This is a genomic window from Sediminitomix flava (assembly GCF_003149185.1).
Classification (GTDB): Bacteria; Bacteroidota; Bacteroidia; order Cytophagales; family Flammeovirgaceae; genus Sediminitomix; species Sediminitomix flava.
Genome location: NZ_QGDO01000002.1, coordinates 1 through 26,634 on the forward strand (window position 1 = coordinate 1; position 26,634 = coordinate 26,634).

The following is a 26,634-nucleotide window of genomic DNA, read 5'->3' on the forward strand; positions in this document are numbered from 1 at the left end:
CCTGTCGAACCATCTTGCAAACATTCTTCTATTGCAGTTAAAGTTAATTGATCGACTTGTCGATAAAGTGTTACAGGGATATCTATTGAACTTGTCGTACAGCTCGCATTCAAACCGCCAACACTTAAGTTGATATTTGCCGTTATACTAGCACTGCCTGTCGCAAAGCTGATATTATCCAATTCCAAACCTGAACCGTCTGAACCTTGTGCATCTAAACTGAATGTACCTCCACTCAAAGCACTCAAGCTATAGGTGTAAGTATAACCTGAAATCACTTCGGTATTTGCCGTGATCACTTCTAAGTCTGTTGTGCCATCCAAGATACAATTCTCGATCGAGGTCAAACTCAACTGATCGGGAATGCGGTAAAGTGTTACTGGAATATCTACGGTATTTGTCCCACAGCTCGCATCCATTCCTGTGATTTCCAAACGTACATTGGCTGTAATTTCACTACTTCCTGTTCCAAATGTAATCGCATCAAACTCAAGACCCGAACCGTCTGTGCCTGTAGCAGACATGCTGACTGTTCCCCCACTGATGCTATTCATTGTCCAGCTATAGCTATAACCTGAAAGGCTTGTCCCATTCTCTGCGACTACCTCTAGATTGTCTGCGCCATTTAAGGTACAGAACTCTAGAGCTGTCAAGCTAAGTTGATCGGGTAAACGGTGAATATTTACAGATACAGTCACTGTATTTGTGCCACAGCTCGCATCCATTCCAGATACCGTCAAGCTCAAATCAGCTGTAATCTCTGTTGAACTGCCTGTAAAGCTGATATTGTCAAAGTATAAACCCGAGTCATCTGTTCCACTTGTTCTCAAGTCAATGCTTCCTCCCGAAAGACCTGTGAGACTCCAAGTATAGGTATAACTATCAACAGGATTCGTATTCTCTGTTGCAATTAATAAACCTGTCGAACCATCTTGCAAACACTCTTCTATCGCTGATAAGCTTAACTGATCGACTTGTCGATAAAGCGTTACAGGGATTTCTATTGAACTTGTCGTACAGCTCGCATTCAATCCGCCAACACTTAAGTTGATATTTGCTGTAATACTAGCACTGCCTGTCGCAAAGCTGATATTATCCAATTCCAAACCTGAACCGTCTGAACCTTGCGCTTCTAAATTGAATGTACCACCACTCAAAGCACTCAAGGTATAGGTGTAAGTATAACCTGAAATCACTTCAGTATTTGCCGTGACCACTTCCAAGTCTGTTGTGCCATCCAAGATACAATTCTCGATCGAGGTCAAACTTAACTGATCGGGAATGCGGTAAAGTGTTACTGGAATATCTACGGTATTTGTCCCACAGCTCGCATCCATTCCTGTGATTTCCAAACGTACATTGGCTGTAATTTCACTACTTCCTGTTCCAAATGTAATCGCATCAAACTCAAGACCCGAACCGTCTGTGCCGGTGGCAGACATACTTACCGTCCCGCCACTGATGCTATTCATCGTCCAGCTATAACTATAACCTGAAAGGCTTGTCCCATTCTCTGCAACTACCTGTAAATTGTCTGCGCCATTTAAGGTACAGAACTCTTGAGCTGTCAGACTGAGTTGATCAGGTAAACGGTGAATTGTAAGGGGAATCGTATGGGTATTCGTACAACTAGCATCAACTCCATCAACGGTCAAATCGATATTCGCTGTAATGGTCGTTTCCCCTGCATTGAAACTAATGCCATTCAAACGAAGACCTGAATCCATATTCCCAAACTCTTCCAAAGAAAAGCTCCCATTGGAAAGAGAAGATACCGACCAATTGTATTGATAAGCTGTGATATTCTCAGAAGAAGCACTGATAACTTCTAAGTTTGTCGTTCCATCTAATTCACAGAATGTAAGAGCTGTTACTCCCATAGCATCTGGAAGTCGATTGATTACAACAGGAATTGTTGCAGTTTGAACACTACAACTAGAATCTGAGCCTGAGATTGTCAGCTCCAAATCAGCAGAAATTTGTGCACTTCCATTTGAAAATTGAATATTATCAAACTGAACTCCAGAATACATATTTCCAAAAGGCGTGATTGAAAAACTACCTCCAGTATTGATTGCTAGTGTCCACTGATATTCAAATGTGGCAATATTTTCATCGGTTTTCTCAGCTACAGCAATAACAGCACTCGCATTATTTAACTCACACAATGAAATATCCGTAATCGTGACAGGGTCTGGTATACGATAAAAAGTAAGCGTAACAGATTGATCACTAACATTACATCCTCCTACAGCATTTAGGTTCATTTCTATAGTGACAGCAGATGAACCATTGTCAAAATCAATTTGGTCAATAGAAAGACCGCTGTTATTAGTACCCGTAGTAGAGAAACTTATATCTCCACCTGTATTTGAGGTTTTTGACCATGTGTAGCTAAAAAAGCTGTCTGTTTGAGCTGGAATAATTTCACCAAGGTTACCTCCATTAATCACACAGTCAGCGTAGTCTGATACTCCCGTAAATTCAGGGTTTCTTTCAAACTCTAGGGTAATGACATCTATATCTTCTTCTTCTCCGCTATCCCCCTGACATTGTGCTAAACCCGTAATTTCAAGTGTGATTTTATTTGAGCTTGCATCAAAATGAGAATTATCAACTGTTATATCCAACTCATAAGAACCTGCATTTGTAGCATCTTGTGCTAATTGCTGATAAATAGCATCTGCAGCAGCCGAAGCACCAGTCGTTGTAATCGCCCATTCTGGAGTAACTTGAACTTTCCCTCCAGAGTTATCGGTTACTTGTGCTTCAATATTTACGGTTTGACTTCCTCCAGGAGCAATACAATAAGGGGAAGCATCGGGGTCGATTACTAAGGTGATTTCAGGTAGTCTGTAAAATATTACAGGAATTTCTTTACAGTTATAGCATCCATCAGGTACGCAACCGCTTTGAGTTGCACAACCTTTTTCCCAAACCTCAACCCTTACCGTAGCTTGGGCATAGCCTTCTGTCGCATCTTCAGAAGCCTTAAAAAACACTTCTTGTTTTCTATTGTTACCATTTATCGTAAATGTCCCAACATCCTGACTTACAATTGTCCAACGAAAATCATAAACCCCACTCATATCAGTATCATACAGATCGTATTTCTGTACACGATTATTGATCTGAGGGAAACATATCAATATTTCATCGATATCAATCGGAGGCTGTTGAGCTTGCGCAGCATTTCCGAAAAAGAGATGGAAAATTGTTATTAAAAAAAATGCTTTAAAGTGATTCACCCTAATCATGATATATACCTGGCTTAGTTGCTCCTTATTTCTACATTAAATTCCATGGAATTGGGCATGGAAGTGGTTCAGCCTTTTTCTTAGGCTTTTTTCGATAATTTTTATAGAATTCAAATTGATAGGTAATTGAGATTTCATGCGATATGGCTCTGTCTTGCGGTAAATCTGAAATCGTCCAATCGAAACTATATCCTATTTTATATTGCTTATATTTCATTCCCATCATGAAGATGAGAGCATCTTGGTTCATTGTATTTTTCTCATTTTGTTTGACTACGGGTATACCTCTATACCACATCCCAAACATCACTGGACTATAGGTCAGATACGCCCCCATACTTAGTTGGCTAGCTTTGTCTTGTTGTGTAAAAAGAAAGACTGGGGAGATGGTTTTATTACCGTAGTTACCTACAAAGTATCGCTTATGAAATTCAAGCGGTATGACGTATCCTCCCATCACTGAAAACTTAGCAGGATAATACTGTTTTCCACCTAAAAAACTCTTTGAAGGTTCATTGACATGATGTGCGGAAAGTCCAAACCAATAGCCTTTACCAATCATTAAAGCACCCAAAGCAATCTCTGGAACAATAATATTATCTGTCGAAAAATTCTCTTGTGAAGGGCCACCAACGCCATCTGAATTAATTTGATCGTTAAATAAAAAACGTTGTAAGGCTAAAGAAGTTTGATTCAATCCTAACTGTAAACCAAAATTAAAATTTAGATTTTTATTCACCCTCAAGAGGTAAGCTCCAGTAAAATCTAATGCTGTTTCTGTTAGGTCTTGAAACTGCCCAGTGCTCACGATATCTTGTTTGATCATGGCACCGTATGAAATTCCTTTATTGGGTAAATATTGATCGTATGAGGCAAGAAAGGTCTGATAATTAACAGGCAAACCAATCCACTGATTCCTGTAGTTCACAGCAGCTCTACCATCATAAGTGGTACCTGTCATTGCAGGATTTAAATACAAAGGTGCCGCATAAAACTGAGAATACTGCACATCTTGTGCATGCAAACTCTGTGTATAGGCTGTTATGAGAGCGATAACTAGAAATATCGTTCTTTGAAATTGGTTTGGTTTATAGCTGATTGACATCCTATCGAGGATCTTTATCTTTGGTCTTAATTGTTTGAAGCTGTAATGAAAATTTCATGCCAATGTGAATTTTTCACTAAAAAATACAATTCATCGTTTATACCAAAAATTTCATTAACACAACACACACATAGTTTTACTATATTTTACGATATACTAATTATAAGATTGTTATTCGCGACACCCTTTAGAATATTCATTTATTAATATTAAACAGTAAAAAATAGCATCATATTACACTACCAAATTCTAATACTAATTATCCTTAATAGACTAAACTTCTCACTTAACTACCAAGTATTTTTACTGTCTATAACACAGAGAATACAAAAAAAATAAAAATGAAGAAATTCTTATTAGGTGTAGCAGTAGCATTTACAATGTTATCTACAGCATGTAATGATGATGAAGTGAATAGCTCAAACCAAAAGGTAAAAGTTGATTTACGCATGACTGCTCAAGACATGAATTTAATCTCTTTGGCGAAAGAAACTCCTAGCTTTGATTCTATTTACCTAGATGTAGTCGCACTCTACATTAAAGGTTCTGTACTTACAGGAAATGACAGTGCTGGTTATGAAGTATCTGAAGGAGACACAACCATCAACTTCAATATCATGGATTACCAAGATTCTACTATGTACCTTTGGAATGATGAATGGTTAGCTGGAACTGTGGACGAACTTGAAGTCAAACTTGGAGGAAACAGTTATGTCATTGAAGAAGGCGGAAAAAAAGAGTTTCTTCAGACTCCTTCAAACAAGATGAAAATTGACATGATTGAAGGTGAGAATGTAGTTGAAGGAGATAAATCTTACAAACTCATCCTTAATATGGGGCCAATTGAAGAAATGATTCACGGCACAGGACAAGGCAAATACATGCTTAAACCTGTTAGAACTGAAGGATATTTTGAAGAAGTAACAGAAGAGGAAGAAACACCTGCAGAATAAGGCTTCTACCCCTACGATATATGTTAAACCAACCCTGCCTATTTTCATGAAATTGAAAGTAAGTAGGGTTGTTTTTTTTATAAACTAAAAATACACCTCTTATTAATCAACGTTTTCTATTACACAAAGCCCATAGCCAACAACACTTAACAGGTTCTTATCATTATATAAAATTCACCTAAATTTCGTGAAAATGCCTCTCCCAAGGATTCATTAGATCAATCCTAGGTGGAGGCATTTCTTGATAATGAAATTTCAGATGAACAGAACTAAACAAACAAACTTACCTTTAATAATCCTTTTGGTTATCGCATCAACGTCTTGGCTCAAGGCACAAGATAAAGATGTTCCAGAGTTTCACTTTGGTGGGGCGCTAAGATTCAACTACAATTATTCATCTTGGAAAGATGGACATAAAAAAAGAGGTGGAGACTTTGGCTATGACGTCCTTTCCTTACGTCCACAAGCCTCTTACAAAGGAATTGGAGTAAATGCTGATGTCCGATTGTACACCGATGGTTTTGGAGGAATAATATTAAAACAGGGCTGGTTCGATTACGATTTTACGGCACAAGATCAAATACAACTAGGTTTAACTCAAGTTCCATTCGGAATCACACATTACAATTCCAATAGTTTTTTCTTCAGTCTGAATTACTACATCGGACTAGAAGACGATCATGATATGGGTATTAAGTATCAGCATAAAGACGATAAATGGTCTTATGCCATTGCATTTTTCAAGAATGCAGAAGAACTCACTTTTGGTAGTAATTCTGATGCCTCAAATAGTCGATACTCATATGACGTAGGTTCTATTGATGAAAATGGCGATGGAGAACTTCAATACCGAAACAAAGAGGTCAATCAATTGAATATTCACCTCAATCGCCAAATCAAAGAAGGAGAATTAATACACAATATGGGTGTTTCTGGAGAGTTCGGAGGATTATACAACCTAGATACAGAAGGAATGGGTTCTCATTTTGCGACAGCAATTCACTACGAAACAAGCTACCGAAAATGGAAACTAAAAACACAGGTTTCATATTACAAAAATTCACCTAATACACCCGAAGGAGAAAGAACCGATGTAGTGGCAATGACTGCTTTCGGGGCGCCTTACTTAGTAGCCGCAGAAGCGACCACTTATACTGTAGGCTTAAGTTTTACCCAAGCTGTAGATTGGGGACCAATTTCTTGCTTGATGTTCTACAACGATTTTGGCTATATGGATAAAGCAGAAGATAGTTTCTATGATTCATATCAGAATGTAACAGGCTGTTTAGTCTTTGCTGGTCCAATTTATACCTACATAGATGCCGCATTAGGAAAGAACCAACCATGGCTAGGACCTGATTATAATACAGCTTTGGCTTATGGTTCAGAAGGTGCTGAATGGCATTTACGATTCAATATCAACTTCGGATATTATTTCTAAATCCATACAGCATAAAAATACCTCACAAGGATTGTTGTGAGGTATTTTAACTCTATAAGAAAACCTATACAATTAGCTTCCTAGTCTAGTCTGAGTACTATTTTCCCTGTATGTTTTTTCTCTGTAAATGCTTTCTGAGCGTCTACAATATTTTTTAAAGGATATGAAGCAGCTACTAGCGGTTTTACATCTCCATTTTCAATTCTCTTAATCAGATTTATAAACACTTCTTCCTTAAAAATTGTACAACCAAGCAAATCTAAATCCTTAAGGTACAGTGTTCGCACATCCAAATTTACATGTGCCCCACCTATCGCCCCAGATACCGCATACCTTCCGAATGGCTTTAGAAGATCAAGAAGAAGAGGAAATTTATCTCCTGCAACCAAGTCAATAACCACTTCTACACTATTTTCACCTAATGTAGTTAGCCAATCTTCATCTCTGAGCACCACTTTATCGGCTCCTAAATCTTTCAGTTCATCTACTTTTGAAGGACTCGTAACCGCAATCACTTGTGCTCCTCTTGCTTTTGCCAATTGAATAGCCGCAGACCCTACACCTCCAGACGCCCCCGTTATGAAGACCGTGTCATTCTCCGTCACTCTTGATCTTGTCAGTAGGTTTTCAGCTGTAGAATAAGAACATGGAAAAGAAGCCAATTCAATATCTGACATCGTACTGTTTACTGCATGAGCATGACGAGAAGCTACTGTTGTAAATTGAGCAAAACCTCCATTACACTCCGAACCGTAATACCAAGCTTGCTCCAACAACTCTCCTTTTACTTCACGAATACAAGGTTCGATAAGTACTCTTTCATTTAACCTATCTTCACTGACATTTTTACCCACAGCTACAATTCGTCCGCAAACATCAGCTCCTTGAATACGTGGAAAACCAATAGCACTACCAGACCAACTTGCATCCTCACTGTTGGCATCACCCTTAGAATACCAACCTATTCTTGTATTCAGATCGGTATTGTTTACCCCTGCCGCACTTACTTTAATAAGTACCTCATCAGCTCCTAGTTCTGGTACAGGAATATCTTCTCTGTATTCCAACATATCATAATCCCCATGTCCTTTGAGGTAAATGCCATACATTAATTGAGGTATTTCGTCTTTATTCATTGAATGTCAGTTTAGCAGTTTGTCTAATCAATATTTCTTACTGATTTCGCCCTAAATTTAAGTGAGACTTCACAGGCTCTCCTAAAACATTCACATACATTCAGTTGTTCCTACATACGCTGCAATGTATCGCTTTATGGAAAGACAGAAACCTCTCTTTTGTTTAAACCGTATTGTTATTCAAAATTGTACAATACTTTGTACCTTTGCAGTTACAAAGAAGGGGCAAACCACTTTCATTACTAATTTGCCCATAGACATAGCGTAATACTGAATGTTATATCCTCGAAATTTAGAAGAAAAACTAGGCTTTGATCAGATTCGAAGCTATTTGATTGAAAAATGTAACGGTGCGGTAGGTAAATCTTATGTAGAACGAATTAAGTTTACAAATAACGCAGAGGTTATACGAAAACATAACCAACAAGTATCAGAATATTTATACATTTTGTCTGAAGGGGCGAATTTCCCTGCCAGCAATTTTATTGACATATACAGCTTTCTGAAGAAAGCACAGGTTGAAGGTACATTCTTCACTGAAGAAGAAGCCTATGACCTCAAAAGAGCATTCACAACCTTGAATGCTTGTCTCTCATTTTTTAGAACTCGTAAAGAGGAAGAATTTCCTGAATTATATAAACTCGCCGCTCAAATTGATTTCCCAGCGTGGTTACTTCGTGAGTTTGAACGAGTGATTGATGACAGAGGAAAAGTAAGTAACTCTGCCTCTGCTGAACTACAAAGAATCAGAGCTAGAATTGCACAAATTTCGTCAAGTCTTCGTCAGAAAATGGATAGTATTCTGAAAGACTTGAAAGGAAAAGGCATGGTAAAAGAAGATGCACTGCAAACTATGCGTGAAGGACGTATGGTTATTCCAGTTGTTGCAGAGCATAAAAAGCATGTAAAAGGTTTTGTTCATGATGCCTCAGCTACTGGACAAACCATTTTCATTGAGCCAGAAACAGTATTGAATGCCAATAATGAAATCAAGGATTTAGCCTTAAAGGAAAGACAAGAGATTGTACGTATCCTCACAGCACTTACCGATCAGGTGCGTCCTTACATTTCAGATTTGATGCGTTCAAATAATTTCTTGGGAATGATTGATTTCATTCGCTCAAAAGCGCTTTTAGCACAAGAAATGGAGGCAATCATGCCAGATGCCATTGATGAACCTCATGTAGAGTGGTATAATGTAAAGCATCCACTACTGATTCTTCATCATAAGAAACTAGAAAAAGAAGTTATTCCTCAGAATATCCGATTGGATCATGAGCGAGGACGTATGCTTCTTATTTCTGGGCCTAATGCAGGGGGTAAATCTGTTGCTATGAAAACAGTCGGCTTGGTACAATATATGTATCAATGTGGTTTGTTAGTACCAATGGTTGAAGGTTCTCGAATGGGTATCTTCGATGATATCTTCATGGACTACGGGGATGATCAATCTTTAGAAAATGATCTTTCAACCTATTCTTCTCACTTGACCAATATGCGTCACTTCTTGAAGAAATCGGGTGAAAAATCGCTCTGCTTGATTGATGAATTTGGCGCAGGTACAGAACCCGAGCTTGGTGGAGCAATTGCAGAAGCTATCCTTGAACAACTGAACCGTCAACAAGCTTGGGGCGTAATCACGACTCACTATGCAAACTTGAAGTTTTATGCGGATAAATATGATGGATTGCAAAATGGAGCAATGCGTTATGATGTTGAAAACCTTCAACCACTTTACAAACTCGAACAAGGGCAGCCAGGTAGCTCTTTTGCCTTAGAAATTGCGGGTAAAATAGGACTTCCTAAAAAAGTAGTGAACATCGCTCGTCATAAAGCTGGTCGTAAGAAAATTAGTATGGAAGAGCTTCTTCGTGACTTGGAGAACGAAAAGAAAGTTCTGACCGAAAAAACGAGAGAACTTAAGCATAAAGAAAATAAGCTGAAGCAACAGCTCGAAAAGTACGAACGTCTGACACAACGTATTGAAGAAAGACGTGAAAAACTGATTGACAAAGCAAAGCGTGAAGCAAACACCATCTTAGATGATGCCAATCGTCAGATCGAATTGACTATCAAAGAAATTCGTGAAGGGAAAGCTGAAAAAGAAAAAACCAAGAAACTTCGAGAAGAACTTGGCAAATACAAAGACAAAGTCAAAGTAGGTCAAGAGCAAAAAGAACCTAAAGAGGTTATTGAGGTTATTAGTGGTGAAATCAAGCTTGGAGATTATGTACGAATCAAAGGGCAAGAAACCATTGGTGAAGTTATGGAAATCAAAAATAATGATATCCGTGTCGCGATGGGTGCTTTGCAATCGAACATAAAACGAAATCGTTTGGAGCGTGTAAGTCGTAAAGAATTCAGAAAGGAAAACAAACAGAAAGACCGTTATTCTACACTTTCTGCAAGTTCAAACATGAACACCAAACACATTGAATTCTCTCCTAACCTAGACCTCAGAGGTAAAAGAGCGGAAGAAGTAATGGGCGTTTTAGATGATTTCTTGGACACGGCAATTATGCTTAGCCATGGTACAGAACTAAGAATTGTTCATGGTAAAGGGACTGGAGCTTTAAGAGAAGTCGTTCGCAATCACTTGAAAAACTTCTCGGGAATCAAAAGTGTATCTGATGAACATCCTGATAGAGGTGGCGCAGGTGTTACCCTTGTAAGATTGAGATAATTATTTCCTCCTATATATTTTTTTAAGAGACAGTCTGTAAAAAGGCTGTCTCTTTTGTTTTTTAAGGAGGTCATTGGGCTATTCGTATAACTTTCTCTACTTCAGTTGATTTATTTTCGATAGAATGACTAAACTGATTGTTCTACTATTGAGTTATCCTTACATCGTACTGCTTTACTAGAAAAAAGAGAATCTAACCCAAAAAGAACTAGCTTATGTACACGACTCCAACTTTTGAGATTCTTGAGAAAAAAAGACAATTAGGTGATCCTCTAGCCGACAAAGTCATTCAGACACTAATTGAAGAAAATGGTCTAGAGTCTATTCGAATGATATTTGAGATGGTTTCTCAGAATAAATCTTTACCCAAAATAGAGATGCCTAAAGTCTTGAGAGATTATTTTGAAGAGACTGCAAAGTTACCTGATTGGGTTGATTACAAAAAGCTTGATGCAGCCTCCAAATTTCATCAGAAATATGGTATTCAGCTCTCGCTCTTACTCTTATGTAAAGCCTTACCCACAACCTACGCTTGTGGAAAAGGAGCTGAAGTACTTTACATGACTGGGCGTTTTCATGCTTCCAAAAATGGAGACATGGATAACTTCACAAAACGATTGATCGAAACTTCTCAGTTTGTAGTAGATGTGATGTCAGAAGGTGGTTTAGGACCTTATGGAAGAGGCATTCGTTCAGCTCAGAAAGTACGTTTGATTCATGCCGCAATTCGTTATTACCTTATGCATCAGCATGAATGGGATCATAAAACATACGGTGTTCCAATCAATCAAGAAGATATGGCGGGAACACTTCTCTCTTTTTCGATCATCCCTCTTTTGGGCTTAGAACAAATAGGTAAAAACCTAAGCTATGAAGAAAAGGAAAATTACTACTATACTTGGCGAGTAGTTGGGCATATTTTAGGGTTAGAAGAAGAAATGATGCCTCAAAAATTTATTCAAGGGTATCGATTAGCCAATCAAATCATAAATCATCAGAAAGAACCGTCTGAGGCTGGAAAAGTGCTAACCAATACTTGTGTCAATTTCATTCAGAATATGAATCCAAGTAATTTCTTCAAAGCTTTTCCGAGCCTACTTGTTCGCTACATGATTGGAGATGAACTGGCAGATATTGTAGGTATCAAAGAAAAAAATGATGGATTCAATAAATTCTTCAAACTGACCTCATATATCTTCTTCAATATCTACGATAGCTCTATCAATAATTTCAAAACCTTAGAACGTCTAGCACTTTATTTCAACCGTATCTTTTTGGAAGACTCATTGTATTTTATGAATAACTCTCAAAAAATACAGCTCCATGTACCGCCATCACTAAGAGAAAATTGGAATAACAACATTAAACTCAATCCGATAAGAGAAGCCGTAAAAAAACGATTCAGATAAGTTTAAGGGGGTAAATTGAAGAAAGAATTCTGAGATAATGATGAATGTGTATATAAGTACTAGTACATATATTTTCGAGATAAAACTTTACTGTTCTTAGAGTTACTCTGAGAACTCATAAATGAATACCAGAGTCTTCAGACTCGATTTTGCGTACATTTTTCGAGTCTAAAGACTCTTGCTTTCATAGATAAATCCTCAGATCGCTCCGCTAACTCTAAGGATAGTATTACTCGTTTTCTTTTGTCCAAGTACTGAAGAAGATAGACAAATGATTTTTTAGATAAAAAACACAAACTATTTGAAGAGTTAGTGTAACGATCTTCGAATTAATAAATGGGGGTTAGAGTCTTCAGACTCGAAAATATGCCCAACTGCTTAATCATCATCTTCTCCTTCATCTCTACTAGGATTCGCGACATCTTTAAACGGTAAGTGAAAGTGAGATTTACTTGACGTTCTGAATGTTGGCATTCTGAATAAGTACTAAAAAATGGCTATTGGAATAAGGGTAGATAAAGAAAAAGCACCGAGTGTAAACTCGGTGCTTTTTCATATTTATTCAAATATTGCTTGATTAAAAACACTCGTAAAAAATGATTATTCTGCAATCATCCAAATCTGAGTATCCTTATAAAGTTGTTGCCAATCAGTTCCTAAATAAGAGCTGTGTGTATTTTGACCAACCTTAATTCTATTCGCTTCAAACTTTTTGTTCAATTCCTTAAATCCATCGGTATCGAATTTAGGGATAAATAGACATAAGCTTGTGTTTGATACATTTTCTCCGATCAAGTTTTTAGGAAGTCTGATACTTACATACATATGACACTCATCAGTCATATATACATTGATACTCAAACCTTCTTTCCCTGTTTTATCTAGAGTCACATATGCATCGTCTTCACCATATTCCAAAGCAGCATTAATGCTCTTAAAATGTTGGTTAAACTTCAAAACCGCTTCTTCCCTTTTTGATTCTGAAGGAGACAAAAGCTTTGATTCAATATTGTCATTTGGTATTACAGGTAAAATGTATCCGTTTGACCTTGATTTCTTTCCATCTTCATCAAACAATACTCCGATACCATTATCCAATGCTTTAAGAATTGGTGCAGGATCACTTGTCTCAGCTAAGATCTGAAATGACTCTTTGTCTTCAAAAAGACCAAATCTGATACTTTGTTCAGCAAGGCTTAATTGAGGCCAAGTTTGTCTGTTTTTAACCGAAAAGTCTTGTACTTCTTTTGCTTTATATTTTGGTACCGATCCACAACTATTCAAAAAAAGGATTGCAAATGCCCACCAAATCAAATTCAAACGATAATTCATAAGTCTGTAAATAATAAAAAATCCTATTTTCTCTCGAAAATATCGCTTTTTTAGCTAAGAAAAAAAGTTCCAATAGTACGATCAGAACTTTTCTTCTTAATAGCTCAAAACATAAGTATCAGACTTCAACCTAAATTAGCATTTGTTTTTTCTTCTCTTGTACATACAATACATCAGAAGTAATCCCATTTTCAAAATTCGTTTCCTTCTTTTTCTGCAAAAAACTTTCTTTTTCATCAGATTAGAGTTTAGGGTTATCAACAATGAAACACCTTTCTATTCTGTTTTGGTTTGAGCCTTCATAAATTAATAAGCTCAAATTGTGTCAATTACAAAATAATTTAATGAAATTATTTTGTCTTTAGATATTAAAAAACAAGTTGTACTGAAACAGGGGTATCCCCAACTTTATAATTACGGTCTAACACGTATCTCATAGGTTCACCATTAAAAAAATCATCATTTCTGAGAATATAATCAAAAGATAAAGAATCATACTCTGATAAAATTTTAATCACTTTACCTAAACAATATTCTTTTTTTGATCTAAAATTACTATCAATAAGGTCTCTACCTATTTCTGCTTTTCGATAGTCAGTATCAAACTTTCCATATTTCCAAAATGTCTTAATGACTTCGGGAGCTTTATTAGTTCCTTTAAAAGGCTCCCAATATGAGATGATAGAGTCTATTTTTGCTACGGTCTCTGCATTATTTTTTATCCATATTTTTTCATTACGAATAGACATGAGATTAAATTTACTAGTATCTGTTGCTCTATTCATAAAATCTAAAACTTTTTCATAACTCAAATTCACAAAAGGTTCTTTATCTAAATCTGATACAAGGATACTATCCCTTACCTTTTCAATAAAGGGATAATACTCTTTTAGCTCTGGTCGGTTAGACAAAATATCTCTCTGTTCAGAAGTACTCAAAGGTTCTAGAACTGATTTATTGATTGATGACTCACAACTATATAGAAAAATGGTGCAAATGATTATAAAAAGTCTCATTTTAAATATTTAAAGGTTTACATTATATTTTAAAAGTAATTAAAACATAAACACAACAGCAAGCAAAGTACATTGAAACGTGTCTTGCTTCAGTGCTCTATAACATTACCCATCACAAAGTAATGGACCCTTTGGTCATTTTTTTATTATGGAAAAATTCAAAAATCTCTTTCAACAAATCCTTACACCAGCAGAAGGGATAAATACTGCTGCTCAATTTCTGATTGCTATACCAAGAATTATTTGCGGTCTTTTACTCACCATAGACTTTGGTGCTAGTAAATTTGGAATGCCGTGGACAGATCAAGAACAAAATCTTTCACTGTTTGAAGTCGCAGCTTGGTTCCCTGAAGATGTGGCTAAATTTGGTATCCCATTTAGTTTAGCTCCTTGGTTATTTGCTTGGCTTGGGGCGGCAAGTGAAGCTATTGGCGGATTATTCATTGCGTTAGGGCTTGGCACTAGAATCTCTGCGTTTTTCATTGCATGTACAATGCTAGTCGCCATCTTCTTTCAAAAATGGGAACAAGGTACTTGGGGAATGCTCCCTGCCATGGGATTCTTATGGATGAGCATGTATTGCCTTGTACTAGGTTCTGGTAAATTTGGATTAGATTACCTCATTACAAGAAAGTCTGTTGCTAAAAAAGTTGTTTTGGCCTAAAAAAATCGCCCTTCTTTCAATGAAAAGAAGGGCGAAATAAAACTGAATATTTATTGATTTACTTAAGCCATAATTACTTGAATCTTTAGAACGTCATCTTCTAAAAAAGAGGGATTTTCATACACGCCAAAGCTCACATCAATATCGTGCTTCAACTCCTTCTTCAAGTAGTCCGTAATGCAATCAATATCATCTATTCTAAAGTGATTAACATCTTTTACAATCAAACTTAATAGCACTGTTTTCATATCTTCATTATGGGCATACTGCGTGTCCATTTTAGAAAGCACTTCTTTAATGGCCTCCAATGAGCGCTGTACGCCATAACCTACGCCCGAAGCATGTTTAATAAATATGGCATCTTGAATATTTTGTTTCAAGTCTTCGAAGTCCATATTCACTACCCCCTTACTCGTCATCAATTTTTCAATCGAACAGATTGTTGAAGCCAATAAACACTTCATTTGGGAGTCGATCATGTATGCTGAAAAAGAAGGATTCTCATCTGCGAATACGTCAGGGTCTAATACCATCATGCCGTTACATGTCGTCATCAAAGCAGTTAAACTGATTTCGGCTTTTTTACGAAGATCTATTGAAAGGTCTTTAGAAGGCAGAATTGCCATTCCAATATTAAGCACATCTTTTTCACGAGCCAATTGAGAAAGCTGAAGGGCAATACTTCTCACATTTTCATTTGCAGCATTCACAACAATAAAGATCAGTTTTGTTTCCTCATCAAAGATTTGGGATAACTGAATTTCATTTTCAATGAAAGCGAGCTGCTGACTTGCTAAATCTTGATTTTCTGTATTTGAAAAATTGATTTTACGCTTTATCGTCGTCTTTGATAAGAAATTTGGATCATCATTGATCACCCAACTTTCGATTTCTTTTGATAAGATACCTTGAATAGATTCTAGCGTTCTTCCAGCATTCTCTCCTATGCCAACAACTTTAATAGCTCTTGCTGAATACTGATGGTTATTCTCATTAAAAAAGTCCATACGAAAAGCGGTTTAGGTTAGGTAAATTGATCGTCTCATCAAGCTATTGTATTATTCTTCAACAGAACAATCTAATGCATTGAATATCCATAATTATTTAATAGAATTCAACAAAAAAGACTAAAAAATGTATTTACAACACTTGATAACATTCAAACTAGTATCGACTTCAAATTGAAGTGTATTTCTTATGAGAATTTTATACGAACACAAATCATATAAATTGAAACAGTTATATTTTATTAGGAAATATTTAAATGGAGCATACTATGTTAACAGTTTAGTGCGTTATCCTTAATATCTCATTTTTTTAGCAAAGCTACTAGTAACAGCAAGCAGTGATGTTCCGACTATTTTTTATATCTATACGCAGAATAACTAGCTTAAAAACTATAATTCTATTCGCTTTTTCTACACTTACTTTTCACTTGACAAGTGCTCAAATGGCCCACGCTCCCATTGACCTTAAAACGCCAAACATAAGGACACTTGAACTACTTTCATTTCTTGAAATAAATCGGCTAAGGCAGAATGAAAATCTACCAAATTTAGATTGGGATGATGTACTCTACAGAGCAGCCAAAGATCATGCGACATACTTGCTAACAAAAACTAAACTTAGCCACAATCAGCATTCGAAAGAAAAGAGAAACCCCGTCACTCGTGTACGCTTGCATGGTGGAGTTGATTTTTCAAAAGTTTCAGAAAATGTCATCGATCTCAGTCTAGGCATCCGATTTCAAGAAAATGGACTCATCAAAAATACGATCACATACGCCTCAACCAGTCAAGCTTTAACCAAACTTTTTACTAAATCGAAATCAACTAGAAGAAATACCTTTTCCGATCACTATAATTATTCAGCAACGGCAGTCGCATATGATTCTTCTAGCCAAAGACTTGTTGCTGTACAAGTTTTCGGATTTAGCAATACACCTCTAAGTATCCCGAAACTCGAAGATATCTCTACTAAAATTCCAAATCTTGGAAAACCACAATTACCTTACGGTCTAAAGAAATACCAATATAAAAAGAGAGAGCTTGAAGCAGTCAAAGACTTTTCTAAGCTAAAATTAGAAAAAGGGTACTTGACAGGAAGCTTCAAAAGCGCTAAAAAAATCTTTAAAGGTAAAAAGAGCGGTATAGTGATGGAGTTTATTCCTCTAAGTCAGTATGATGTAAATTCAAAAACTTATACTGACATACCGAACCGAAGAAATGGTTTATTTGAATTGAATGGAAAATTAAATGAGCCTATTTATCGACATAAATTATTAAAATACAGCAGACTCGTAAATGACGATTATTTCATTTATACTAGGTTTCTAAAAATTAAGAAACGTCCACAAACTTTCATTTTCCCTCTGCCTACAAATTCGAGTCAGTATGAATACAACATTATTCTGCTTAAGAAGAAAAAAATAACGACTTTAAGAAGTTACATCTCTGTCCCTTGGTCGTATTTTGACACTCCTTTCCCCGATTTAAAAGTTACTAATCACTTCTATACACTTGACTCGCTACCCAAATACAGGGTTCTAACTTCTTTCGACACCCTAAATTTTAGGGCTTATTACAAAACTGGTGAAGTTGAAGTCCATCCTGATACGGTAAAACAACTGCTAAATAAATTCAAAAACTTAGATGGAAGGATAAAGCGTGTCAAAGCTACCTCCTATGCGAGTATTGAAGGTGACAGAATAGCGAATAACCAATTAGCACTCAAAAGGAAGGAATACTTCATTCAATACATTCAGCCTTGGATTGATCAAAAGTCTGTAAAATCTATACTCAAGTATAAAGAACAATGGAAGTTGTTTCATCAACAAATTCAAGACAGTCCATTGGAACATTTGGGTAAAATGAAAATGGATGAAGTTCGGGCTTATGTAAATACAAATAAAGAAGACCCTTATATCGCGAATCTACTGAATCAGCAACGATATACAGATTTTGAATTGATTTGGGAGCAAGAATATAAAGAATTTATCCATAGACCTAGTCCTGAGTCTGTATTCGATTCATTACTACACGTAATAAAGACCGCTGCTAAGCCTACAAAAAATCTATTTTCTGCATTAGAAAAAGCTCAATTGGCTTACTATAAAGAATTATATCAAAACAAATCCTATCCTCAAACCCTTCTCGAAGTTCCTTTCTTTGAGAAGCATCCTGAATTTAGATATCATGAATTGGTATTTCAATTCACCCATTACAAAAACATAAATGAAGAACAATTCTTTAGAAGGCTACACACAATCGGCACTTCAGACAATTTCCCTAGTCGGTTGAAGTCTGATCTGATTTATAACAACTTGGTCATCATTTTCAGTCAGTATCAACAGGATAAACTGAGAGATTTACTTGAAGATCCTTATTGCCCTCAAATGGTCAATAGAGATTACTTTTTCAAGCAGTACAAAAAGATTAATTGCAAAAGAAATAACTGGGTTGATAATGATTTTCTAACCCTAAAAGCCATTCAAAAACTCGTTTCTTTCGATCGAAGTATTAATGGGAATAAGCATACTGATGACCTTTGGCGATACTTTTATTTGAACCTGATTAAATACTATAATTTTCAGATTCCTCCCAACTCCAAAATCAATGGGCTTACGGATGACTTTAAAAGATATTTCCATCCTGATGATTCGAAATTAAGTGATCAAGAAAGACTTAAATACGCTCTATTCTATTGTGCTATTGATAAATTTAAGACCGCTAAAAAATTAATTGAACCAATAGCAACACGAGCTGAACCACATGTAAAAGGCCTACAATTATATGTCTGTTTAAAATTCGATGAGTTTGACTCAGAACATGATTTTGCCAATTATCTCATTGAACAATTCCCTTATTTGGGTGAGCAAGAATGGTGTAATTTATGGAAAAATCCAGAGTACTTGAATTTCATCCTTTTGGAAGATCTTAAACTAAAAAACTTTTACAATTGTAATTGTAGCCAAAGTCTCTAATAAGGGAATTAAAAAAGACTTCAACTCATAAGAATTGAAGTCTTTTTATAGCTAAAATCTGCTATTTACAAGCTTAAAAACTAATCCAGACATAAACTTACTCGCAAATCTTACTTGCTTTGTTTGTCCTGGTTTAATCTCTTCTTTCCCTCTTTCCAAATCTTTAAAAAACAGCTTTCCTAATTTTTCGGGAGACATTCTTACTCCACCTTCCATATGGTCTACCAAATCGGTTTCTATCATAGGAGGCATTAATTCTATTACTCTAAGTTTCGTCTTTCGCATCTGCCACCTTAAAGATTGTGTCCAGGCATGAAGCGCTGCTTTTGTAGCGGAGTAAACAGGAGTGGATGCTAGCGGTAAAAAAGCAAGAGCCGAAGAAACATTGACAATTACGGGCTCAGTCTTCTCCATAAGTTGCGGTAAAAAATGATGTGTCATACGAATAGGGCCACTCATATTGATATCTACCTCAGACAAATGCTGATCTATCGAAATTACATTTTCGTAGTTGGTGTAATCAATAGGCTGCATTTTCCCTGCATTATTGATCAGTACATCTATCCCTCCAAACTCTGTTTTAAGGTTCTCTACCAAAGTAAGAATATCATTTTCTTTACTGACATCACATTGACGAATTACAACTTCTGGATAGTCTTTTTGTACTGCCTCCAAAGGAGCTAAACGTCTGCCACAGATAATGACTTTGTTATTTCGTTTTAAGAAGCCTTTAGTGAGTTCTAGTCCAATGCCTGTTCCACCACCAGTAATGAGTATAGTTTTGTTAAAGATCTTCATAGATTACAGATTCGTTGAAAAAATTAAAATTTAAATTAATTATAATTCGTTAAAATCGTAACCTTTTTGACTTGTTTCTTAATCTATTCTCATCACATGATCTTCAAACTCATCACGGGTAACTTTTGCCTTATTACGAGCTTTGGTCCTATAGTTATAAATCGTTGTAACAGAATACCTTAAGAACTCCGCAATCTGCGAACTCTCTGTAATTCCCAATCGAATTAGGGCAAAAATTCTCAATTCTGTATTCAATCGTTCATGAGGTTTCAGTACAATTTGCTCATCCTCCTTCAGAAGCTGATTGTAAGCCACTACAAAATTTGGATGCAGATCAAGGAAGGATTGATCGAAATCTGCATAGAAACTCTGAAGCTCTTTATCTACAATATCTTTAGATTTGAGCTGCTTCACCAGTTCTTCTTTTGAACTCTTAGCCGCCTTTCGAGAAAGGGACAGGCGGTAGTTATCAATTTTTCCGATATATGTTGAACATAACTTCAGGTACCTCGCGATATACTCTTCTTGGAGATTATTAGCAGCTTTTAGCTGTTGATTGGTTGCTGCCACCTTTTCATTACTAGCTAAAAGTTGTTCGTTTAGCAGATGCATTTGTTCGTGTTTTTCTGAAATCTCCTGATTTGCATCTTCTAACTTTCTCTTTTGTTTTCTGATATGCATAAATGCAAAAAGAAGTAAGAGCGATAACATTCCTCCTACCCACGTAAAATAAAGAAGGTTCTGGCGTCTTCGTTCTCGCATATCTTCGTAGGCATGATCAATGACAGGTAAAATCTCTAAGACTTCATAGGTACGTAAACTTGTATTACTCGCAAGAGCGTCATCTAAGGCTATTCTGATATATTTGTATGCTTTTTCGATATTCCCTGCCTCAAAGAGTAGCAAGGCTAACTCTCGCAATGAAACATTTTCTTGAATAGCACAGATAATATCCGACTGAGCAGAAAGAGACAGATAATACATTTTTTTATCAATCTCTGACGCATTATTGAAGCAAGAAGAAAGTGCATATGCAGTAAAAGCATAAGCCCTATCTTCCATCGGAAGTTGTGAAATTGCCTTTTTCAGTATAGTTATGGCTTCTTCTTTCTCACCGTTTCTTAACTTCTTTTCTGCATTTACAACCCTGTATACATTGTCATTTTTATCAAGATGTAAGAGTAGAGAATCTTGATAACGATTACTCTTTTGCATAAACTCTTCTTTTCGGGTAAGATTGCTACGATGCGCAGACATACTTCCATACAAAGAAGAATAAACCATATAATAGAATGCTCGCTGATCTTGCGCTAAATGCTCTTTCCGGATACCTTCTAAAGTTTCCAAAGACTCAATATACATTCCTTGCAATCGGTAGGTCTGAACCAATTGCAACTTTGCATCAACTAGTATTTTAGTACTATGCAGTTTTTCTGCTTCCGCAAATGCATTTTCAGCATAAAAAAGTGCCGAATCTGCATTGAAAGGAAGATAGACTTCACTTATATATCGAAATTTCTTGAAACGCTCAGAAGTACTCTTCTCACTATTGGCTTGTTTTTTAAGCTCCTTAAGCTGCCCTTTTTTCTGTTGGATATAATCTTCTCTCCGATCTAACCTTTCATCCAAATCTTCAAGTGCTTTCTCTAAAGATACATCTTGCCCATAGCTAGGGTAAATAGTATAGAAACACCCTAAAAAGAATACGATTAGCCATCTATTTTTCATGCTCCTTTACCTCCCTATTATTTCGCGATTTCAATCTTCAACTTCTGTTTTTTGACCTTTTCGTTTCTGATCAACTTCATCACTTTTTGAACCTTGTCTCTTTTCACTGCTGCATAAGATGAAAAGTCTTTTACTTCAATCAAGCCTACTTCATCTCTGCCCAATTTTCCTTTTTTAGAAAGCAGACCAACAATATCAATTTTATTGATCTTGTGCTTCTTTCCACCTGAAAAATATAAGGTAGCCCACTCAGGATCATCTGGTAAAATAATCGCTTGGGGCATATCAATCCATGTAAGTTGCTGCTTTACATATTTTGGCATTTCTTCATCTTCAGAACAAACCAAATATGCTTTTCCTTCCGCATGCATACGAGCAGTACGTCCGTTTCTATGAATGTATGCATCTTCAGTTTGAGGCAACTGATAATGCACAATATGTTTAATTTCTGGAATATCTAAACCTCTAGCAGCTAGGTCTGTCGTGAGCAAATACTGGATACTTCCGTTTCTGAATTTCAAGAGTGACCTTTCTCGAACATCTTGAGCTAATCCGCCATGAAAACTATCAAAATGAATCTCATTTTCTTCTAGGTGTTCTCCTATTCTATCAACCGCAGCTCTGTGATTACAGAAGATAATTGCTTGTTCATTGTTAAAAGTACCAATCAGACGAAGTAATGCATCTAGCTTGTCATTCTTTTCTGCTTTAAGGGCATGAAGTGTAAGCCCTTTTGGTAGTGTATCACTTAGAAAATTTAGTGTCTGAGATTTGTATAAGTTCACAAAATCAGGAATATCAACAGCCTTTGTAGCTGAGGTTAAAATTTTATAGACATCGCTTGGTACATCATATAAAATCTCTTCGATATCTTCCCAAAAACCAAATTCCAGCGACTTATCAAATTCATCAAAGACTAAAACTTGAAGATGATCAAAAGATAAGCTTTCTCTTCTCAGAAGTTCTTTTAACCTTCCTGGAGTACCCACAAGCACTGCTGGTGGCTCAACCAAGCTTTTCAATTCAACATGAACGGAATGTCCTCCGTACACACTTAGGACCTTGAAACCTGTACTCATTTTACGGAATACTTGTTCAATTTGGAGTGCTAGTTCTCTTGAAGGAACCATCACCAAAGCTTGAATATCTTTTTCTTCTTTTTTCAATCGCTTCAGTAATGGCAAAAGAAACCCAATGGTTTTTCCTGAGCCTGTTGGCGAAAGTAAAACCAAGTCTTCATCTCCATTCGTTGCCTTTAGCGTTGCTTCTTGCATTGCATTCAGTTCTTGAATTCCAAGAGCTTTTAAGGCTTGCTCCAAATTGTTTGAAATTTCCATACTGCAAAGGTAATAAGTTTAGGATTGAAAGATAATTGCTAAAAATCTTATTGGACTATATTAAGTACTCATAAATACAGATTAAAGAAAAAGTAAATAGAGAATCAAGCGATTAAGAACTTCTGAAAAAAGTTAATCGAGATTGAAAAAAATCTATTACCTTAAAAGGATAAATAGCTTTACGCTCTAACTTTTTCTACTTATGCGAGCTCAATACTTACTCTTAGTTTCACTCTATCTCCAACTCTCCTTTACATCTTTTTGTATTGGACAACAAACCTCTGCATTTAAATATGCGACACCTGAAAGCAAAGGTTTTTCAGCTGATAGACTAGATAGTTTAGCTAACTTTTTAGGAAAAGCAGGTTCCTCTTCTATGCTTATTTTAGTGGATGGAGCAGTCATTTTTGAATGGGGAAATACCAAAGAAAAACATCTTGTTCACTCTATTCGTAAAGCTTTACTGAATTCTTTGTACGGTATAAAGATAGAGGAAGGTATCATTGATACGACTCAAAACCTGCTGTCTTTAGGTATCGATGATATTCCAAATCCGTTGACTGAAAATGAAAAGCAAGCTAGAATAGCTGATTTGCTCAAGTCACGATCTGGTGTTTACCATCATGCCGCCGCTGTATCAGAAGGGATGCTAAGAGGAATGCCTCAAAGGGGAAGCTATCAAGCAAATGAAGTTTACTATTACAATAATTGGGATTTCAATGTGTTAGGTGCCATACTAGAGGAAAAAACGGGAGAAAGTATTTATAAGCTTTTTGAAAATCGAATTGCGAAACCACTAGGAATGCTTGACTTCAAAGGGGATTTCACCTCTGTAAATATGGATGATGATGAAGCTCAAATCCCTCAAACTGATGGTTTTTATTCTTTCGAAAAAAGTAAGTCAAAATACCCTGCCTATCATTTTAGGTTATCAGCAAGAGATTTAGCCTTGTATGGTTTGCTCTACCTCAATAAAGGAAAATGGAAAGGTAAACAATTGATTTCTGAAGAATGGATTGAAAAAAGTACAACTCCCTACTCGCTTTATAACGAGAAATACGGTTTAGCATACGGAATGCTTTGGAATGTACTCACTGAAACTGAAACACGAAAAAGTCGTTCTTTCTACCATACAGGTGTCGGAATTCATATGTTAGGAATTTATCCAGCATCAAAACTTGTTTTAGTACACCGAGTTAATACTGAAACCGATTATCAATTTCATAAAGGAAATTTCTACGAAATGATTCGTTTGGTTTGGGCTGCCCAAACTGAGCAATAGTCTATTAATTTATTCTATGGAGAAATCTTATTTATTTACTTCAGAACGTCTAGGGTTTAGAAATTGGCAAGTTGCTGATATCCAAAAGATGGCATTTATCAATGAAGACCCTAGTGTGATGAAATACTTCCCTTGTACAACTAGTATTTTACAAACTGAGAACTTCATAGCTCGAATGCAACGCCTATTTAAAGAAAAAGGCTACTGTTACTTTGCTGTCGACCGATTAGACAGTGGTGAATTCATTGGCTTTTTAGGGCTATGCTATCAAAATTTTGAAGCAGAATTCTCTCCTTTTGTAGATATTGGATGGAGACTAGCTCAAAACGCGTGGGATAAGGGTTATGCTACTGAAGGCGCCAAGAGATGCTTACAATTCGCTTTTGAAGAGCTAAACATCCAAAGTGTTAAATCTACTGCTCCTTTAGCCAATGAAAGATCAATCCGAGTAATGAAGAAAATCGGAATGCATCCTGTTCAAACCTTCAAACATCCTAGACTCAAAAATGAGCCGGATTTAGAAGAATGTGTTTTGTACGAAATAGACAAGAATACATTTTTATCTGCATAATGAAAAAGGACACTTTAAAATGAAAAGTGTCCTTTTTGTTTAGGCGTTAAAATAATACGTTTTTCCTGAATGCTCATATTTAAACTTGTAATACACGGACAAATCACCATCGGAATAATCCTTTGTCTCTGAAGCTACTACTTCATCTAAATATTCCCATGTGCCACTTTCTGCTTTAATTGCATTGACCTTCACCAAATAAGAATATCTCAGTACTGAAATTCGCAATTTAATAAATGAGCTTCTTCCACTAGGATCTTGATGTATTGCAGAAACTTCTTTTTGATCTTCCTGCTGTAACTTTTCAGCTTTTACTAATTGAGCTTTGTTGAATGAAAATACACTCCCAACTGGAAATGAGAGCACAAAAGTTAATAATAAGTACTTCAAACCTCTCTGAAATAATAATGAACAATAAGTATAGATAAGAATTTTTACTCCAATAAACCTTGTAAGGTTACTTAATAGGAGTTTACAAACTCTAATAAGCCGTAACAGCTACACTTTAATATGAAGACAAACTATTTTTACATTTAGTCGTAACAAATCATACTTTTTTTTTAAAAAAAGAGGATAAACGATAAAATGTACTTGTTTTGGACTAGGTTTTACTAAAATTTAATTGGATAAAGTACATCAGTCATAAAGCAATTAAAAAAAGGTGTTTTGTAAATGAACTAAAACCCTATTTATGAAAAACCTAATTTTACCACTACTTCTAAGTTCTTTTGTATTTTTTTCATCATGTTCAGATGATGATGACTCAAACTCTGCGCCCAGTACTCAAACACTAATTTCTTTGGAGGATAAAAATGAAGCAAGCCAACAGCAAGTAATCCAATTAATCAGCCTTGCTTTTGATGATTCTCTGTCCACCATGTTCACGAAAGGATTTAAATCTTTTAGAGTAACATATTATTCTGACTACGAAAATGAAAGAGTCAGAATGTCCGGTGTATTGACCTTACCTTCAGATTATCAGACGACCGACTACCCTCTTATGATGGTACACAGAGGTACAACAGTTGAGCACTTGCTTGCACCTACTGAATTAACCGTTCCACTTTATGATATCTTTGCCGGTTTGGAGTTTATTAGCTTCACTCCTGATCTATTAGGGCTAGGTAGCTCAAAAGCATATCCTCAAGCATACTACCATGCCGAATATACAGCTCAAGCATCAATTGATATGTATAAAGCTGTAAAGGAAGCGCTAGCACAAATGGAAGTTTCTTACCAAGACCAACTCTATATTTTGGGGTATTCTCAAGGAGGATATTCTGCTATGGCTACACTGAAATATATCGAAGATCATAACTTGAATATTGATGTTGTAGCAACGGCTGCAGGTGCCGGAGGGTATGACTTGACAGAAACCATGACAAACATTGTTCAAGGAGATATTTATGAATCACCAATCCTTATTTCTATGCCTATTCTTACTTATAACAGATTAGGAAATAAAGCTGATTTATCGGCTTACTTTCAAGAGAAATATGCTCTAATCTTACCAAATCTAGTGGATGGAGCAAGGAGCATGAGTGATCTCAATAATGCATTAAATGACACCCTTTCTGAGTTTTTCAATGAAGATTTTCTTTTAGACCTCAGGGAAAAGCAAAATATCTCATTCATAGAAGGACAACTCATTGAAAATTCAGTTCACGATTGGCTTCCTAAATCTCCTGTTTACCTTCTTCATCATAAAGACGATCAAACAGTGCCTTATGAAAGCAGTCAAACAGCATATGCTAAAATGAAAAGTTTAGGTGCTACTGAAATTGAACTGATTGAGCTCTCCGAATATTCTAATCTGTCTGGAAGAAATATTCATGGAAATGCGGCTTATCATAGCATGTTTGAGAGTATCCAAATTTTTAAAAAGTATAGAAAATAAAAGAATACTATTCATAAAAACAAAAGGCAATCTCAACAGTATG

Annotated in this window: 19 protein-coding genes; 9 read left to right on the forward strand and 10 right to left on the reverse strand. The window is 36.1% G+C overall.

Translation table 11 applies throughout. The features are described 5' to 3' along the window. Together BC781_RS07395 and BC781_RS07400 are read right to left on the reverse strand one after the other, a co-directional pair. A partial coding sequence (locus BC781_RS07395) for a hypothetical protein (RefSeq protein WP_146201643.1) occupies window positions 1–3,257 on the reverse strand: 3,257 nt, incomplete at its 3' end. Window positions 3,258–3,288: 31 nt separating this feature from the next. Further along, complete coding sequence (locus tag BC781_RS07400; RefSeq protein WP_109616610.1) at window positions 3,289–4,362, reverse strand: PorP/SprF family type IX secretion system membrane protein; 1,074 nt, start codon at window positions 4,360–4,362, stop codon at window positions 3,289–3,291. A 341-nt stretch (window positions 4,363–4,703) separates the two neighbouring features. Between BC781_RS07400 and BC781_RS07405 the strand changes: the two genes are divergently transcribed. Both BC781_RS07405 and BC781_RS07410 read left to right on the forward strand, forming a co-directional pair. Continuing rightward, window positions 4,704–5,315, forward strand: a complete 612-nt coding sequence (locus BC781_RS07405; RefSeq protein ID WP_109616611.1) for a DUF4382 domain-containing protein — start codon at window positions 4,704–4,706, stop codon at window positions 5,313–5,315. Window positions 5,316–5,574: 259 nt separating this feature from the next. Then, a complete protein-coding gene (locus tag BC781_RS07410) occupies window positions 5,575–6,756 on the forward strand; it encodes a hypothetical protein (protein ID WP_109617944.1) in 1,182 nt (393 codons plus the stop codon). An 80-nt stretch (window positions 6,757–6,836) separates the two neighbouring features. Here the strand turns inward: BC781_RS07410 and BC781_RS07415 are convergent, their stop codons facing one another. After that, window positions 6,837–7,892, reverse strand: coding sequence for an alcohol dehydrogenase family protein (locus tag BC781_RS07415; protein WP_109616612.1), 1,056 nt, complete (start codon window positions 7,890–7,892; stop codon window positions 6,837–6,839). A gap of 274 nt (window positions 7,893–8,166) precedes the next feature. On the opposite strand from BC781_RS07415, the gene BC781_RS07420 reads away from it, so the two are divergent. Beyond that, window positions 8,167–10,575, forward strand: a complete 2,409-nt coding sequence (locus BC781_RS07420) for an endonuclease MutS2 (protein WP_109616613.1) — start codon at window positions 8,167–8,169, stop codon at window positions 10,573–10,575. Window positions 10,576–10,790: 215 nt separating this feature from the next. Further along, entirely contained in the window at window positions 10,791–11,984 is a 1,194-nt protein-coding gene (locus tag BC781_RS07425) for an oxygenase MpaB family protein (RefSeq protein ID WP_109616614.1), read from the forward strand. Between the two features lie 600 nt (window positions 11,985–12,584). Here BC781_RS07425 and BC781_RS07430 read toward each other — a convergent pair. After that, the gene (locus BC781_RS07430; RefSeq protein ID WP_109616615.1) at window positions 12,585–13,316 is read right to left on the reverse strand and encodes a hypothetical protein; all 732 of its coding nucleotides are present in this window, start codon (window positions 13,314–13,316) and stop codon (window positions 12,585–12,587) included. A 368-nt stretch (window positions 13,317–13,684) separates the two neighbouring features. Continuing rightward, window positions 13,685–14,254: a hypothetical protein gene (locus BC781_RS07435; RefSeq protein ID WP_146201644.1), complete on the reverse strand. Its 570-nt coding sequence runs from the start codon at window positions 14,252–14,254 to the stop codon at window positions 13,685–13,687. A 226-nt stretch (window positions 14,255–14,480) separates the two neighbouring features. On the opposite strand from BC781_RS07435, the gene BC781_RS07440 reads away from it, so the two are divergent. Further along, window positions 14,481–14,996 (forward strand): DoxX family protein, encoded by a 516-nt coding sequence (locus BC781_RS07440; protein ID WP_109616617.1) that lies wholly within the window; start codon window positions 14,481–14,483, stop codon window positions 14,994–14,996. 62 nt (window positions 14,997–15,058) lie between these two features. Here the strand turns inward: BC781_RS07440 and BC781_RS07445 are convergent, their stop codons facing one another. Then, on the reverse strand, window positions 15,059–16,003 hold the full coding sequence (locus tag BC781_RS07445; protein ID WP_109616618.1) for an FtsZ/tubulin family protein: 945 nt from the start codon (window positions 16,001–16,003) through the stop codon (window positions 15,059–15,061). 443 nt (window positions 16,004–16,446) lie between these two features. Between BC781_RS07445 and BC781_RS07450 the strand changes: the two genes are divergently transcribed. Beyond that, entirely contained in the window at window positions 16,447–18,978 is a 2,532-nt protein-coding gene (locus tag BC781_RS07450; protein WP_158281418.1) for a CAP domain-containing protein, read from the forward strand. Window positions 18,979–19,029: 51 nt separating this feature from the next. On the opposite strand, the gene BC781_RS07455 is transcribed toward BC781_RS07450, so the two are convergent. The 3 genes from BC781_RS07455 to BC781_RS07465 all read right to left on the reverse strand — a co-directional run bounded on the left by BC781_RS07455 (window position 19,030) and on the right by BC781_RS07465 (window position 22,841). After that, window positions 19,030–19,776, reverse strand: a complete 747-nt coding sequence (locus BC781_RS07455) for an SDR family oxidoreductase (RefSeq protein ID WP_109616620.1) — start codon at window positions 19,774–19,776, stop codon at window positions 19,030–19,032. Window positions 19,777–19,854: 78 nt separating this feature from the next. Then, entirely contained in the window at window positions 19,855–21,504 is a 1,650-nt protein-coding gene (locus BC781_RS07460) for a DUF6377 domain-containing protein (RefSeq protein WP_109616621.1), read from the reverse strand. 17 nt (window positions 21,505–21,521) lie between these two features. Then, window positions 21,522–22,841 (reverse strand): DEAD/DEAH box helicase, encoded by a 1,320-nt coding sequence (locus BC781_RS07465; protein ID WP_109616622.1) that lies wholly within the window; start codon window positions 22,839–22,841, stop codon window positions 21,522–21,524. Window positions 22,842–23,043: 202 nt separating this feature from the next. Between BC781_RS07465 and BC781_RS07470 the strand changes: the two genes are divergently transcribed. Next, the gene (locus BC781_RS07470; RefSeq protein ID WP_109616623.1) at window positions 23,044–24,123 is read left to right on the forward strand and encodes a serine hydrolase domain-containing protein; all 1,080 of its coding nucleotides are present in this window, start codon (window positions 23,044–23,046) and stop codon (window positions 24,121–24,123) included. Window positions 24,124–24,139: 16 nt separating this feature from the next. Beyond that, a complete protein-coding gene (locus BC781_RS07475; RefSeq protein WP_109616624.1) occupies window positions 24,140–24,694 on the forward strand; it encodes a GNAT family N-acetyltransferase in 555 nt (184 codons plus the stop codon). Between the two features lie 39 nt (window positions 24,695–24,733). On the opposite strand, the gene BC781_RS07480 is transcribed toward BC781_RS07475, so the two are convergent. Then, window positions 24,734–25,060 carry a hypothetical protein gene (locus tag BC781_RS07480; protein WP_109616625.1) on the reverse strand — a complete coding sequence of 109 codons (327 nt, stop codon included), beginning with the start codon at window positions 25,058–25,060 and terminating at the stop codon, window positions 24,734–24,736. 325 nt (window positions 25,061–25,385) lie between these two features. Between BC781_RS07480 and BC781_RS07485 the strand changes: the two genes are divergently transcribed. Next, window positions 25,386–26,591 (forward strand): lipase family protein, encoded by a 1,206-nt coding sequence (locus BC781_RS07485; RefSeq protein ID WP_109616626.1) that lies wholly within the window; start codon window positions 25,386–25,388, stop codon window positions 26,589–26,591. Window positions 26,592–26,634: the final 43 nt, after the last annotated feature.

Excerpts from the sequence above, each read along its gene's own strand:
- BC781_RS07470 (WP_109616623.1), top strand. The coding sequence starts at position 23,044 with ATGCGAGCTCAATACTTACTCTTAGTTTCACTCTATCTCCAACTCTCC.
- BC781_RS07445 (WP_109616618.1), bottom strand. The coding sequence starts at position 16,003 with ATGGACTTTTTTAATGAGAATAACCATCAGTATTCAGCAAGAGCTATT.
- BC781_RS07450 (WP_158281418.1), top strand. The coding sequence starts at position 16,447 with ATGGCCCACGCTCCCATTGACCTTAAAACGCCAAACATAAGGACACTT.
- BC781_RS07420 (WP_109616613.1), top strand. The coding sequence starts at position 8,167 with ATGTTATATCCTCGAAATTTAGAAGAAAAACTAGGCTTTGATCAGATT.
- BC781_RS07415 (WP_109616612.1), bottom strand. The coding sequence starts at position 7,892 with ATGAATAAAGACGAAATACCTCAATTAATGTATGGCATTTACCTCAAA.
- BC781_RS07430 (WP_109616615.1), bottom strand. The coding sequence starts at position 13,316 with ATGAATTATCGTTTGAATTTGATTTGGTGGGCATTTGCAATCCTTTTT.
- BC781_RS07440 (WP_109616617.1), top strand. The coding sequence starts at position 14,481 with ATGGAAAAATTCAAAAATCTCTTTCAACAAATCCTTACACCAGCAGAA.
- BC781_RS07400 (WP_109616610.1), bottom strand. The coding sequence starts at position 4,362 with ATGTCAATCAGCTATAAACCAAACCAATTTCAAAGAACGATATTTCTA.
- BC781_RS07465 (WP_109616622.1), bottom strand. The coding sequence starts at position 22,841 with ATGGAAATTTCAAACAATTTGGAGCAAGCCTTAAAAGCTCTTGGAATT.
- BC781_RS07475 (WP_109616624.1), top strand. The coding sequence starts at position 24,140 with ATGGAGAAATCTTATTTATTTACTTCAGAACGTCTAGGGTTTAGAAAT.
- BC781_RS07485 (WP_109616626.1), top strand. The coding sequence starts at position 25,386 with ATGAAAAACCTAATTTTACCACTACTTCTAAGTTCTTTTGTATTTTTT.
- BC781_RS07425 (WP_109616614.1), top strand. The coding sequence starts at position 10,791 with ATGTACACGACTCCAACTTTTGAGATTCTTGAGAAAAAAAGACAATTA.
- BC781_RS07455 (WP_109616620.1), bottom strand. The coding sequence starts at position 19,776 with ATGAAGATCTTTAACAAAACTATACTCATTACTGGTGGTGGAACAGGC.
- BC781_RS07405 (WP_109616611.1), top strand. The coding sequence starts at position 4,704 with ATGAAGAAATTCTTATTAGGTGTAGCAGTAGCATTTACAATGTTATCT.
- BC781_RS07410 (WP_109617944.1), top strand. The coding sequence starts at position 5,575 with ATGAACAGAACTAAACAAACAAACTTACCTTTAATAATCCTTTTGGTT.
- BC781_RS07460 (WP_109616621.1), bottom strand. The coding sequence starts at position 21,504 with ATGAAAAATAGATGGCTAATCGTATTCTTTTTAGGGTGTTTCTATACT.